The organism is Microcystis sp. M090S1, assembly GCF_020246295.1.
Taxonomy (GTDB): Bacteria; Cyanobacteriota; Cyanobacteriia; order Cyanobacteriales; family Microcystaceae; genus Microcystis; species Microcystis aeruginosa.
This window is the reverse complement of record NZ_JADBTF010000223.1, coordinates 1-12,643: the sequence shown is the minus strand read 5'-3', so window position 1 is coordinate 12,643 and position 12,643 is coordinate 1. Positions and strand designations below refer to the sequence as shown.

At 39.0% G+C, this 12,643-nt stretch carries 13 protein-coding genes and 1 pseudogene; 8 read left to right on the top strand and 6 right to left on the bottom strand.

The annotated features are described in order from the left end of the window. Window positions 1–65: 65 nt before the first annotated feature. Window positions 66–209 (bottom strand): annotated as a pseudogene (locus IM477_RS10115) (IS4 family transposase); the annotation flags it as partial. Window positions 210–287: 78 nt separating this feature from the next. Next, window positions 288–920, bottom strand: a complete 633-nt coding sequence (locus IM477_RS10110; protein ID WP_130756513.1) for an HAD-IB family phosphatase — start codon at window positions 918–920, stop codon at window positions 288–290. A gap of 86 nt (window positions 921–1,006) precedes the next feature. Between IM477_RS10110 and IM477_RS10105 the strand changes: the two genes are divergently transcribed. Further along, on the top strand, window positions 1,007–1,825 hold the full coding sequence (locus IM477_RS10105) for a carbon-nitrogen hydrolase family protein (protein WP_287727099.1): 819 nt from the start codon (window positions 1,007–1,009) through the stop codon (window positions 1,823–1,825). Between the two features lie 346 nt (window positions 1,826–2,171). Further along, a complete protein-coding gene (locus IM477_RS10100) occupies window positions 2,172–2,621 on the top strand; it encodes a DUF6933 domain-containing protein (RefSeq protein ID WP_046662100.1) in 450 nt (149 codons plus the stop codon). 348 nt (window positions 2,622–2,969) lie between these two features. Here the strand turns inward: IM477_RS10100 and IM477_RS10095 are convergent, their stop codons facing one another. After that, complete coding sequence (locus IM477_RS10095; protein ID WP_287731600.1) at window positions 2,970–4,187, bottom strand: tRNA nucleotidyltransferase/poly(A) polymerase-related protein; 1,218 nt, start codon at window positions 4,185–4,187, stop codon at window positions 2,970–2,972. A gap of 94 nt (window positions 4,188–4,281) precedes the next feature. Here IM477_RS10095 and IM477_RS10090 point away from each other — a divergent pair, with 94 nt between their 5' ends. The 3 genes from IM477_RS10090 to IM477_RS10080 all read left to right on the top strand — a co-directional run bounded on the left by IM477_RS10090 (window position 4,282) and on the right by IM477_RS10080 (window position 5,058). Next, a complete protein-coding gene (locus IM477_RS10090) occupies window positions 4,282–4,530 on the top strand; it encodes a Ycf34 family protein (protein WP_287731599.1) in 249 nt (82 codons plus the stop codon). Window positions 4,531–4,640: 110 nt separating this feature from the next. Continuing rightward, a complete protein-coding gene (locus tag IM477_RS10085; protein ID WP_287731598.1) occupies window positions 4,641–4,898 on the top strand; it encodes a hypothetical protein in 258 nt (85 codons plus the stop codon). Continuing rightward, on the top strand, window positions 4,864–5,058 hold the full coding sequence (locus IM477_RS10080) for a PIN domain-containing protein (protein ID WP_052276200.1): 195 nt from the start codon (window positions 4,864–4,866) through the stop codon (window positions 5,056–5,058). Before IM477_RS10085 ends, IM477_RS10080 begins: the two co-directional genes overlap by 35 nt. Window positions 5,059–5,113: 55 nt before the next feature. Here IM477_RS10080 and IM477_RS10075 read toward each other — a convergent pair whose 3' ends face one another. Both IM477_RS10075 and IM477_RS10070 read right to left on the bottom strand, forming a co-directional pair. Beyond that, window positions 5,114–6,436: a tetratricopeptide repeat protein gene (locus IM477_RS10075; protein WP_287731597.1), complete on the bottom strand. Its 1,323-nt coding sequence runs from the start codon at window positions 6,434–6,436 to the stop codon at window positions 5,114–5,116. Further along, window positions 6,429–7,946 (bottom strand): ATP-binding protein, encoded by a 1,518-nt coding sequence (locus tag IM477_RS10070; protein WP_287731596.1) that lies wholly within the window; start codon window positions 7,944–7,946, stop codon window positions 6,429–6,431. The genes IM477_RS10075 and IM477_RS10070 overlap by 8 nt, the downstream gene beginning before the upstream one ends. A 300-nt stretch (window positions 7,947–8,246) precedes the next feature. Here IM477_RS10070 and IM477_RS10065 point away from each other — a divergent pair, with 300 nt between their 5' ends. The 3 genes from IM477_RS10065 (at window position 8,247) to IM477_RS10055 (ending at window position 12,055) form a co-directional block, all read left to right on the top strand. After that, the gene (locus IM477_RS10065) at window positions 8,247–9,332 is read left to right on the top strand and encodes a hypothetical protein (RefSeq protein ID WP_287731595.1); all 1,086 of its coding nucleotides are present in this window, start codon (window positions 8,247–8,249) and stop codon (window positions 9,330–9,332) included. 278 nt (window positions 9,333–9,610) lie between these two features. Continuing rightward, window positions 9,611–11,281, top strand: a complete 1,671-nt coding sequence (locus IM477_RS10060) for a Ycf46 family AAA ATPase (protein ID WP_287731594.1) — start codon at window positions 9,611–9,613, stop codon at window positions 11,279–11,281. Window positions 11,282–11,296: 15 nt separating this feature from the next. Further along, entirely contained in the window at window positions 11,297–12,055 is a 759-nt protein-coding gene (locus IM477_RS10055) for a hypothetical protein (RefSeq protein ID WP_287731593.1), read from the top strand. Window positions 12,056–12,427: 372 nt separating this feature from the next. Here IM477_RS10055 and IM477_RS10050 read toward each other — a convergent pair. Then, window positions 12,428–12,643: transposase family protein (locus IM477_RS10050; RefSeq protein ID WP_287731592.1), on the bottom strand; the 216-nt coding region annotated here is incomplete at its 5' end.

Below are 12,643 nucleotides of genomic sequence, written 5' to 3'. Positions count from 1 at the left end.
CTATCCATTAGTCGCATCTTTCTTAACATAAAATTTGACAAAAAGAGAAAAGTGTGCAAGATTGCTCAAGGGGGTTCTATGGGGGAACTAATTTGATCAGATAGTTTCCAAGTCTGGCTGATATCATCTAACCTTCCCAGTCCTAACCAAATAGTTTTAACACTAGGTTCACCGTCGCCTTTTCTACCTAAAAAACCCCCAAGAGAAGCTTATTAAGGGGGGCAGGGGGGATCGAACCTAAAATCTATGTTTAATTTAATTACAACCAGCTACTTAACAGCCAATCCCTAATCTCTCAATAACAGATATTCGCGAATCTCAAAAAAGTTATCCCAAGGAATATAGGGTTGATTTTCCGCTTGCAGATAATCGATTAAACGATCCCTAGCAAAAACTAGATCGGCCCTTCTAGCCATGGTAATATCGGTAACGGAATCACCGATCGCAATAGTTTCTACTCCTGAATATTTGGACATAATCAAGGCTTTAGCCACTAATTCTGTCTCATTTTCCCAATCGGAATGAACTTGCAGATATTCCCCCTGAGTATGAAGATTTACCCCATAAATTGCCGTTACCTTATCTAATAGTCCCTCCCGTTTTAAGACCGTTTCAATCATGCCTTGGATACCACCGGAGATAATAATAAAAGGGATGGATTGCTCCTGTAAAAAAGCGAGGAATTCGGCTAATCCGGGGCGAATTGGCTTGCTTTCGGCATAGGCGAGAATATCGGCGTATTTTTGGCTCGGTATCGACTCTAGCAGTTGACGGACACCCCGGCGCAGAGTCAGAGTGCGGGCGTACATTTGGGGCATAATTTGGGCTGATAAATCGGGGGCGAATTCTTTGAGCATACCCGCAAAAGTTTCCACGGCGGTGATAGTGCCATCAAAGTCACAGAAAACAATTTTACTCATGGGGTGACAAAATATCTGAAATTGGATATAATCGAAGGTTATGATTAATTTTACAGAGATTATCTGACTCTAGAGCTTCAACCCCCATGAAATCCTATCTCGCCGCCGCCATTCAAATGACCAGTCAGCCAGATTTAGAGAAAAATCTCGCTGCCGCTGAAGAATTGATCGAACTTGCCGTGGGTAAAGGGGCGGAATTAATCGGTTTACCAGAGAATTTCGCTTTTATGGGGGCAGAAACCGATAAAATCGCCCAGTCCGAGACTATTGCCCTCAAAGCCGATAAATTCCTCCGCACCATGGCCCAACGGTTTCAAGTGACCATTTTAGGGGGTGGTTTTCCCGTGCCGGTGACGGGTATTCCCGATAAGGCTTATAATACCGCTATTTTAGTCGATGGCAACGGTGCGGAATTAGCCCGTTATCAAAAAGTCCATCTCTTTGATGTCAATGTCCCGGATGGTAACACCTATCAGGAATCGAGTACAGTCATGGCAGGAATCGATTTACCGCCGATTTATGGCTCCGATAGCTTGGGAAAAATCGGCCTCTCGATTTGCTATGATGTGCGTTTTCCCGAACTCTATCGCTATTTATCGCAGCAAGGAGCCGATGTTTTATTTGTACCCGCGGCCTTTACGGCTTTTACCGGCAAAGATCATTGGAAAGTTTTGTTACAAGCGCGAGCGATCGAGAATACTTGTTATATAATAGCTCCCGCTCAAACGGGCAATAATTACGAACGCCGTTACACCCACGGTCACGCTATGATTATCGATCCTTGGGGTGTGGTTTTAGCCGATGCGGGGGAAGAAGCGGGAGTGGCAATTGCCGAAATTAATCCCCAACGTCTGCAACAGGTGCGACGACAAATGCCTTCTCTGCAGCATCGTGTTTTTGTTTAAAATTCGATTCGACAATTTTGTCGATAAAAACGCCTAATTTTGGGATTTAACTCGGTTTTTTCCCGTAACATTGCTCCCTGATAACAAGGGTCGAATCCAAACCCTAATTAGGGTTCTTCGGTTTGTCTTATGCAATGTACAGGGTTATAAGGAATTAAACTCTTATAGAGAAAGACATTTGGCGATTTTTGTTAATTGTTTTCGATCTAGAGCGAACTAATCAATTAAATCTCTTGCCAGATAAGGATGTAGTCGATTTATGCCACCCGATCGAACCATACCAAGTAACGAAGAACCAAAAATCTAGTTGGTTTATAATATTAAATAATTAACTTTATTTTTAGAGATGAATCTGATTTTATCAAGCAAAGCGGCCGAAAGACTTCAACGAGAAGTGCAGTCAAGAGAAGATTTTATCGCCGATAATAATGCTTGGCGAATTGATGTCCTCGATCTCAGGAAGAGAGGTATTTTTCTCATTACTCAGGAAAAGAGTTTATACACCTTAATTTCTTCGTACAAGCAGGGAATTAAGGGAATTATCGCTCAAATTACCACCATTGATCGGCATGAGGGCGATTCCCCTGAAATTCATTATCTCAAATCCGAGAATAGGAGTCTGGTAAGCTCCATGAATAATATGAAGAATTTAATCGCTAAATTAGATCAGTACAATGCGGTTGACAACGAAAGATTTGCAGAAATAATTAATCAGACTCCCTTTAAATATTTATCTTACCGTACCCCGACCGAATGTTACCAAAATCTCTTGAATCAATCGAAGGGAGTACAATAAAATGGTCGTGTTTTAATCTAAGGAGAAAACGCTCCCCAATCTTCACAGCTTAAAACTAAATAAATCTGAGTTTTGGATAATCTGAGTTTTGGATAAGTCAAAACCCTGAGACTCAATCCGAATCTAAAACTCTGATTAACATACAAAACTCTCCAAACTGTGAACAATTGCTAAGTAGGTAGGCGTTAAAAGTTGTCAGACACCCCCCTTATCAAGGGTAGATCCCCCCGCCTATCGGCACCCCCCTTATCAAGGGTAGATCCCCCCGCCTATCGGCACCCCCCTTATCAAGGGGGGCAGGGGGGATCGAACCTAAAATCCATTTTTAATTTAATTATAACCAACCACTTATAATAACTTTTTAGCAAAATCGATCGCTTCTTGAAAAACTGTGACTTGGCCCTCAATTTGGGCAATTTGTACCTCGGTTAATAACTTACCAATAATCGGACTAGGTTTCAGGTGTAAATGGTTAATTAAATCATCGCCCCTTAATAAAGGTCGGGGATGGGCGATAATATTATCAGGATCGAGATAGGAAGTCAACAGAGAAGCGACGATATTTTTGTTAATCCCCATTGATAAAGCAAAAAGGGCAAAGATAGGAAATACTTTTCCCGTATTTAGATAAATAAAATACTGTTCCCGCACACTCAAATTATCTGGCTCCTTGAGAGGAGGTAAACACTTAATCACCGTGATTACCGTGCGAATTTCCCCCCTGGAATACTTAAGATCGATTAACTCTTTTTCCGCTTCTGCCAAAATATCCGATACCAATAGAGCCAATTTTGTCAACTGTAACTGAGAAGGGGAAAAGATAAATTTTTCTGGTAACAAAGATTCTAAAAATCCCGCTGCCGCTTCCACCCCCATAACTCGCTCCATTTTTGCGGGGGTAATCCGACGCAACCAGAGAGATAATAAGCCATCTTCCCAGGCACTTTTTAGCCATTTATTGCCACGGGAATTGAGCAAAAGGTAATTCAACTCGGATTGTACCCTTTCGGCGGCTACACGGTGCAATAAAGGGGCAAGAGAACGAATAGTTGCACGGGTATGGGGTTCGATTTCAAAGTCCAATTGAGCCGCTTGTCGATAGGCCCTTAATAATCTTAGGGGATCATCTTGGAGATTTTCGCGGGAAATCATCCGCAGAGATTGGCAGCCTAAATCTTTTAATCCCCCTAAAGGATCGAAAATTTCTTGGGTGTGGAGATTATAAGCGAGAGCATTAACGGTGAAATCCCGTCTTTTTAGGTCTATTTCTAGAGATTCTCCCTCCTGTTGTGCGAAATCAAGAGTCCCCTGCGGAAAAACGACGCGAGCAATTTGACGAACGGCATCTAAAACCACAAAACCGGCTTTATACTGATGGGCAATAGTTTGAGCAATTTCGATCGCTTTTTCGGGAACCACAAAATCTAGGTCAATATAGTCTTTCTGACGGTTTAATAAAGCGTCTCGCACAGCACCACCGACTAAATAAGCATTTTCTGGCAATTCTTGCTGATTAATCGCAAAAACTTCTTTAACTAAACTATCTAGGTTTTTTTGACAAGACATCGAGAAGATAAATTTACAAAAATATAATTTTTACCGGCCCTATTTGGGGAGAGACTGAGCTAGATTAACGGAAAAGACTTATAGAGTTAAACCTATGTGTATTTGTATTAACTGCTATTTTGTTGATCGCTGTTTCACCTATCATGCCGTAGAAACACAACATCAGGAACGTCATCTCACCGAGACACCGGACTTTGAAGCGAAGAACCCTTCTATTAACGTTAACATTCGCACCAAGGAAGATTATATCGAAATGGAGTGGGATGTGGTGGGTTGTGAAAGCTTTTTACGCGAAACCGGTAAATGGTCTAGTTTGCGGCCGGGTGAACCAATTCCCACCTAAAACACCTGAACTACCCATACATATCTACTACAAGAGCCGAAAGTTAATCCACAAATATGTCTTGGACAGCCAACGATTCGAGGAATGCGTAATTTAAGAGCGAGGTATTTATGGGTAAAGAAGAGGAACTACTTGAACAATGGCGAGAATTGACCCCGGAAAAGCAACAAAAAGTTTGGCAATTTGTTCAAATACTTAAATCTGAGTCACAAACAACACCAGAAGCTAAATTTATTCCCCAAACACCATTAAGCAAAAAGTTATGGGAAATCCGACATCGGGCAATTTCGGCTGGATTGCAACTGCTCAATGAAGACGAAATAGAACAAGAACTTGCTGCACGTCGAGGAGGATGCAGTGAGTCATGAAATTGCTGGCACTTACGGTTTAGCGGCGATGGATGCACTTCATGTTGCTGCTGCGCTGCAAATTCAAGCTGATGAACTAATCACCACCGAAAAGCCAACCAAACCAATGCACCGAGTCAGGGAAATTCAGATTGTTTCAATAGACATCTCTTTTGCATGAGTAGAAAACGGGTTTCTCCGAGAAACCCGTTTTCTGTGCGTTACTCAGTCTCAACTTAGTTGGGGTTTAACAACCTTTCTAGGTTTTGTTCACAGTTCTCTTTATGGGAGAGCATATTTAATTTTTCAGAAAGATGTAAAGCTCGTTGCCAGTGATTAATAGCTGATTTAAGATCATGGGTTTTTTCTTCAAATTCTGCCAAAACAATTAAAGTCTCTAGTTCTATATATCTTTCTCCAATATCGAGGGCAATATCTAAAGCTTGATTAAGATATTGATAGGCTAGATCATCCTTTCGAGTGATACTATAAATTTCTCCTAATCCAGCACAAGCATGGGCAACACTCGCCACATCTGAAATAGCTAAAGCTTTTTTCTTTTGTTGCTTAAAGTATTTTTCAGACTCCTGAAAATTTGCTTGTTGCCCATAAATTGAGGCTAAATTTCCCAAAGACAAAATAATTCCTGCTTCATCGGTTATTTGCTCAGATAAGTTAAGACTTCTTTGAGTATAATCGATAGCTTGATTCAAATCATTGATTCGCCGGTGTGCTTCTCCTAAATTTCGTAAAGCTATTGCTTGATAAATAAGATTTTTAATTTTTTCTGCCCATTTTAAGTATTTTTCTAAACAAGCAATAGTCTGGTCAACTTTTCCCTGATAACCATAACAATTACCCAGATTTAAATAAGCAACATTAATAATCTCAAATTTTTCGTCACAATCGGGAATAATCTCGGCTAGATTTAAAACTTCATTCAGTCCTATTTCAGCGCTTAAATATTCACCTTTTATTCCATCAATTGTTGCTATATTTACTTTGCCTCTTGCTTTCCAAAGAGGATTATTTAATTGCTCGGCTAAGGATAACAGTTTCTCCGCATAATTTTTTGCTTGGTCTAATTGTCCTAATTCTCGATACATATAACCAAGTTCACTTAAACAGAGAAAATCGGTTTCATTGTCAAGATTTCCTAATAATTCTTTACACAGTTTTATGCCCTCTTCATAGCGTCCCCAGATGAGTAATTGTTTGTGCAAAGGTAAAGAAGTTGGATCATGAATTTCTAAGGGTAAAGAAAATAAAGATTTAGCTTCTTTATACCAACCTAATCGACACAGACAGAGAAATGCTTCCACATAACGACTTGCCCGTTCTTGAATAGAGAGCTGCTGTCCCATTTTATCCTTAATATGGCGTTCATAACCAATTAAATGCCAGATAAATGCGCCAAAATGTGCTTTTTCAAAATGACTCCCTGTCGCCCCTAAAATTTCCCCTTTTTGTTTAACTTGAGCGAGTTCTCCAAAAACAGTAAAATCGATACTTGTGAGACGTTCTTTGACTCTTAATTGAGGAGATTGAAAATCATTCATGATTTGGTTTTCCTTCTTTTCTTTGGGTAGATACTAGATGCTTGAAAGCAACATTGCGAATTAAGCTGTGCTGTTTGATATGTGGTTCATATCCCAGTTGTTTTTGAGTTTCTACTAAATAACGGTTAAACAAGGTAAAAAGAGCTAGGTCTAAATCTTGTTCCTCGTATTCTGAAAATAATTGAAGATTTTCAAACCACGCATTTTTAAATTCAAAAGATGAATAAGTGGAGCCATAGATAAGCAATAAATAAGCAGTTTTAAAAGTGTTTTCAAGTCGCTCTATTGTTCTTTCGACTTCCTCCTCTAACAGTTGTTTTCGTAATTGTTTGGTCATTAAGTTAACTTTGTAATAATCATCAGGATTAGCTTTTTGAGCTTCATCAATCATTTCTCTTAATCGTCGAAATCGGGATTTATTCTCCTCATAATAAGTGCCGATATTTCCATTTAATCTCTCAATAATATCACCAGAAATTAAGCGGATAGCGAGAGGATGTCCTTCATAAAGTTTTCCGATCTCTTTAAGGTAAGCAAGGTTACGTCCATGAAGAATTAATTCGACTTCTGCTTGTTGAAATAAGCGTTCAAATAACTGTAAACTTTCCTGATCTTCTAATCCCATTAATGGCTGAATATGCCAATATTGATCTTGACTAAAAGTTTCAAAATCTTCAGGCTTATCCTGCGAAGTTATCACAATTCGAGTCTGACAATCTTCGGCTTCTAATATTTTTTGAAAAAAGACTCGCCAGAGGGGGTCTTTAAAGCGATTACTGCCATCTTGTTGTTCTCCTTGTAAAAGATTTTCCATTGAATCAAACCAAATTAATCGACGATTATTGCTCAGATGATTAACCAGTTGAGTTAATAATTGTTCTGGGTTTTTTGCTTGTTTTGCCGTAACAGGTTCATCGCCACGATTGAGTAAATCAATAGCTGTGCTGATAAAGTTTTGTGCTTCTGATTGTGACTGTTGATCCTCCCGTTGATTAAACCCATCAAAATCAATAGGCAGTTCAGGAGGAAACCCTTCTTGACATAAAGCTAAGGCCAATTTGTAGGCGAGGGCAGTTTTTCCAATACCTGTTATTCCCGTAATTACGACAATGCGACAATCGCCTCTTAGTTTTTCCAGTAAATCACTTTGAAGAGACTCTCGCCCCACCCAGATAGGCTCGATATCTTGAGTCAGTTTTTGCAAAAGATTATCTAGATCTGCGACTTTTGAAGGGTCGATGTTCAAAGCTCGACAAAAGGCAAAAAAACCTTCCGATTGAATGGTTTTACCCCTCAAAAAATGATCTAAAGTCTCCAGTGAGCAGTTGTCGGCGTAATAAGAGTAATAAGTGTGGGCTGGGTCATTTGAAATTTCCTCCCAATTCCCATCGGGTTTGGAAAATTGACTAGCCTCGGTGCATAAGTATTTTCTAGTCCAGCCTTCTTTTTGTTTTTGCGCCCATCGGTTTTTGACTTGCTCAAGTCCCGCTACGGAGAGTTTTAACTTCATTGCTCTCTATTCAATCTACATAAGTTTATTTCTCTATTGTTGATCAATTATCCCCAGAAATTCTCATTTTTTGAAAAACTTTCTCTCAATGTGACTAAGTACATATCAGCTATTTGCTCAATTATAGGTATAGAAAGCCATTCAAGCTTTCTAATTCTTTCTAATTCCAGCTTCTTTTGCTTTTTGCGCCCAAAAATAATCGTTTTGCTTGCTTCTCTGTAGAAATCTAAGGATTTCTATCGCTTTACTCCCAATGAAGAGAGCCTCATTGCTCGTTGTCCTCTTCTTAAGGGTAGCAAAATGGCTATTTCTCAAATAATCAACCAAACCAATGGTAAACAGTTTATCTCATTATCATCTACATCGGTGCGGCTACTGTCGTCGGATGGAGTTGATGTCAATCACTTATTGAGCGGTCAAATACCAGAGCGTCACTATGAGCAACTTTCTTGTTGGCTTGATTTAAAACCAAACGAGGAAAAGGATTCAACGGCACAAACATTTGCAACGCTAAAGACCACAAATTACACCCAAAAAGATCCCCTATTCACTTTAAGGACTGTCCGAAGAATGTTACAGGATAACGGTCTTCTCTTTGTCTATGATATATCCCAAACCCCCAATATTGAGCAATATGTGAAGATTCTGTTTTCTTGTGCTGGATTTATTGTGTTAAATAACATTGGCAACTGCTGGATTCTTAGCAAAAGAGCCTTACTTTCTTTTGATGTGCCAAAGGTCAAAGGTTATCTGGTCAAGGAAGCGGAAACACCGGCAGAAATTGAATCCTATTTCTTATTTCTCAAGAATCGCTATCCTGAGTCACAAAATTATTGCAGAGAAATCGACGATTTATTTACTCACCAATCGGTTATTTTTCTAGCCTATCCTGAACAGAATCCCTCGCAGGTAATCGGTGTTGCACGTTATACCTATTCTCTGCCTGAATATGGCTACTATTTGCCTTGTCAACTGGCAACATTTTGTGAAGGAAAACACACAGGAAAGCATTTGATGTTACCCAAAAATGTAACAAGCATCGGAGAAAGTCTCTCTCTGTATGATGAAAAGGGAACTGGCAAAAAAGGAACAAGTTATCTTGTTTATCAGCAATTGATTCGAGCTATCTTGACTTACAAACATGATATTGCTCACACTGAAATTTCCTACACGACTTATCCAAAAGGGGACGAAACCATTGAAGCACTGTATAAAGAACGTTTTGGGTTTAAGCACACTCTACACGATAATGAAAAAGTTTGCTTAAAATATGGAACATTTGCCGGTCAATGGTATCTCATTGAACTGGAGCAGTGGATGATTAAGCATCAGTACCACAACGCTGACCAGATTTTTCATAAACAAAAGGAAGCGTTTGCGGTGTGAAGTCTAGCTCAATAGGTTGCCGATAAATACTAGATTTTGGGAACTTAAGGTAAATTATCCTGAAAATTGGCTATATCCTTAAGTGTCCCGAAGTTGAACTAGAGTCTTAGCGACGCAATGCCTTATCCCACAAAGACTTACAGCTTTTCAAAAAAAATCTGCATCGGGGAAAGTCCCAAGTTTATACCATAGAAAGTATCCATAAGGCTGATCACACGAAATTCAAGAGAGTCGTAGAAATTAAAGCGTAAAGGGCAAAAGCTAAAATCCAAACCGATATGCAAACACACGATGCCAACAAATTCAGTATTCTAGTAGGAAATCTTTTCAGAGCAAGGTTTCCCTATTTGTATATCCCAACTTGGGAAGAAGAAAGAGTGATTAATATCCTTCGCTCGGTTGCTACTGAGGCCAGCAAAATTCGCACAACTCGGAATTGTTTTGTGTGGAAGTTGACAACAGGGATGACAGCGGATAATAAACAATCTAGTCAAGCTGAAACCAATACACAGAGCAAACTATTAGAACCAATTAAAGCTCTTGAGTTCATAGATAACTATGCCGAGCCTGCTATCTTTATCCTAGTAGATTTCCATGTGTACTTTGGTGAACGAGGTAAAACGCCCGATTACCAGATTATCCGCAAACTACGCGATCTTTCTGCTAGATTAAGACGCAGCAGTAAGCCGAAAAATGTTGTTTTTATTGCTCCTACAGTTGTTTTGCCCAATGAATTACAGAAAGAGGTCACAATTGTTGACTTTGAGTTGCCATCTTTTGAGGAAATTAAGGCTGTTTTAGAGGAGATGATTACAGCAAATCGGCAAAGTGGCAAAATTATTATTGAGCTTAACGACGAGGAAACTGAACGTTTAGCAAAAGCAGCATTAGGTTTGACTTTACAGGAAGCGGAAAATGCTTTTGCTCGTGCAATGGTCGAAGGCGGAAGACTCGACATTTCAGACATTGAGATTATACTTGAAGAAAAACAGCAAATTATCAGAAAAACAGGCATTTTAGAATTTATTAAAAGTACCATCAATCTAGAGGATGTAGGAGGACTCGAAAATTTAAAACGCTGGCTTAGTAAGCGTAACAAATCTTGGCAGGAATCAGCACAGCTTTATCATATTCCTCCACCAAAAGGCGTATTGATTACAGGTGTCCCTGGCTGTGGAAAAAGTTTAATTGTTAAAGCGATTAGTGCTATGTGGCAATTGCCATTACTGCGCCTAGATATGGGTAAAGTTTTCAGTGGTTTAGTTGGCAGCAGTGAAGAGAATATGCGTCAAGCTATCAAAACTGCTGAGGCAATCGCTCCTTGTATTCTCTGGATTGATGAGATAGAAAAGGGATTCAGTAGTGTTTCTGGTTCTGGCGGAGATGGTGGCACTTCTACTCGTGTTTTTGGTACTTTTCTGACTTGGATGCAAGAGAAAACAAAACCTGTTTTTGTAGCAGCGACCGCCAATAATATACACAGTTTGCCACCTGAACTACTTAGAAAAGGTCGTTTTGACGAAATTTTCTTTGTCGATTTGCCCACTTTACATGAAAGAAAGGAGATTTTTCGTGTTCATCTAAACAAACGTTTACAAGAGCCTGAAGTGTGTGGCAATCTACAGCTAAACGAAAATTTTCTAGTTAGTTTAGCTCAGATAACTGAAGGTTTTGTGGGTGCGGAAGTTGAACAAGCGGTAATCTCAGCCCTATTTGAAGCATTTGCTGAGAATCGTAGTATCGAATCTGATGATTTTTCCCTAGCCATAAAAAACACTGTACCACTTTCAGTCACACAAGCTGAACAAATTCATGCTATCCGAGAATGGGCAAACGTGAGGGCTGTAGCAGCAACCAGCAACCAAGACAGATCAGGTTACGACCAAAAAATCGAAAAAGCTGATGTTGACGTTCGGGTGTCACGAGGCGGCAGAACTATTGATTTCTAAAGGAGAAATAATTTTATGTCTATCAGTCTTTTATTACTTCCAGTTGCTTTAGCTTTAAGAGCAATAGTTGGCAAAGATAAATTAGAAGAATGGGCAGCTTCTTCACAAAATAAAGTTCCCACTAATTTCAAGGATGGTAATGAACTAGAACGTTTTGTTATAGGTGCTGGTTACGATGCAGAAAAGTGGGGAAGTAGTTATAAAACCCATCTACAAGGAGAAAAAGATTTCTTTTTCTGGGATTTAATAGATGGCCAATGGGTTGCTGTGTTTAGAAAATCTACTCCAGATGATGTACTTAATCGCTTTATTAAGGCTGTAGAAAAGCGTGCTGGTCGTCAAATTTTTTATGCTACTAATGATTCCACCAGTCAATCAGTTAAATCAGCTAAAACGATTGAACTGGTGGAATCAACAAAATCTGAAGTATTTCCTACAAACTTTCGAGATAAAAATCTGTTACGTCAAACCTTAATAAAGTTTGGTATGCTTCCCAAAGAAACAATAAATGGCGAGTTGATTTGTAATGTTGGTCCAACCTCCTTGTGCTTTTTTCCTTCCGATGATGGTTCGTTTTTTGTTGAAGTTAACGCCAAAGAACTGAAGTTAATTTACAACAGCTTATCAACCATTGATGAAGATTACAAGCTTCAAATCCAAAAGGAAACTCTCGAATCACTGAAACAAAGAGCTAAAGAGCGAAACCTTGTTATTGAAAGCGAAGAAGTACAAGAAGACAATTCTATACTTTTGACATTAACAATTAATTCTTGAGGAGGAATTAAAAAATGAAAGATCAAGAAGAGGTTTACTTCAATGAATCTGGACTTAAAGTGACAGACCGAAATGTTTATTTAGCGAATAAAACACTCAAGACAGATGAAATTGTCAGCTTTAAAAAAGAGGAGATACCAGCTAAAGTACATCCTGTTTTATGGCTCCTTGAACTTGTTATTGTTGGGATAATGGTATTTCATTTATATACAACTTATCAAAGCAATATATTCCTTTTTGTTTTAGCATTAATTTTTATTGTTTTTGTTGGAGCTATACAGTTTGCGTCTGTGGTCACAATCAAGTCTAGTAAAACTGTAATCGCAATCATTCTTTTTGCAGGTTGTCTTATTAGATCTCTTGCAAAAGTAATCAAGATATATCCTTTTGTCGGTAACGAAGTTCGTAATTGTAGATACCAGCAATCAAATTCAATCTCATACCAAATCTCCGTCTGCGATTTCTGTATCTTGATGAAAGTATCCGAAATATTTTGAGACGACGATGAATATGTTCTATAACTATGCGCCGTTGTGATAACTGACGATTGGCTTTTTTTTGCTCTTTACTTAGTTTTTCTTTTTTCTT

Bases quoted from the DNA above. Each gene is read 5' to 3' on its own strand.
- IM477_RS10075 (WP_287731597.1), bottom strand. From the start codon at position 6,436: ATGAATGATTTTCAATCTCCTCAATTAAGAGTCAAAGAACGTCTCACA.
- IM477_RS10060 (WP_287731594.1), top strand. From the start codon at position 9,611: ATGCAAACACACGATGCCAACAAATTCAGTATTCTAGTAGGAAATCTT.
- IM477_RS10100 (WP_046662100.1), top strand. From the start codon at position 2,172: ATGAATCTGATTTTATCAAGCAAAGCGGCCGAAAGACTTCAACGAGAA.
- IM477_RS10055 (WP_287731593.1), top strand. From the start codon at position 11,297: ATGTCTATCAGTCTTTTATTACTTCCAGTTGCTTTAGCTTTAAGAGCA.
- IM477_RS10065 (WP_287731595.1), top strand. From the start codon at position 8,247: ATGGCTATTTCTCAAATAATCAACCAAACCAATGGTAAACAGTTTATC.
- IM477_RS10070 (WP_287731596.1), bottom strand. From the start codon at position 7,946: ATGAAGTTAAAACTCTCCGTAGCGGGACTTGAGCAAGTCAAAAACCGA.
- IM477_RS10110 (WP_130756513.1), bottom strand. From the start codon at position 920: ATGAGTAAAATTGTTTTCTGTGACTTTGATGGCACTATCACCGCCGTG.
- IM477_RS10090 (WP_287731599.1), top strand. From the start codon at position 4,282: ATGTGTATTTGTATTAACTGCTATTTTGTTGATCGCTGTTTCACCTAT.
- IM477_RS10095 (WP_287731600.1), bottom strand. From the start codon at position 4,187: ATGTCTTGTCAAAAAAACCTAGATAGTTTAGTTAAAGAAGTTTTTGCG.
- IM477_RS10105 (WP_287727099.1), top strand. From the start codon at position 1,007: ATGAAATCCTATCTCGCCGCCGCCATTCAAATGACCAGTCAGCCAGAT.
- IM477_RS10085 (WP_287731598.1), top strand. From the start codon at position 4,641: ATGGGTAAAGAAGAGGAACTACTTGAACAATGGCGAGAATTGACCCCG.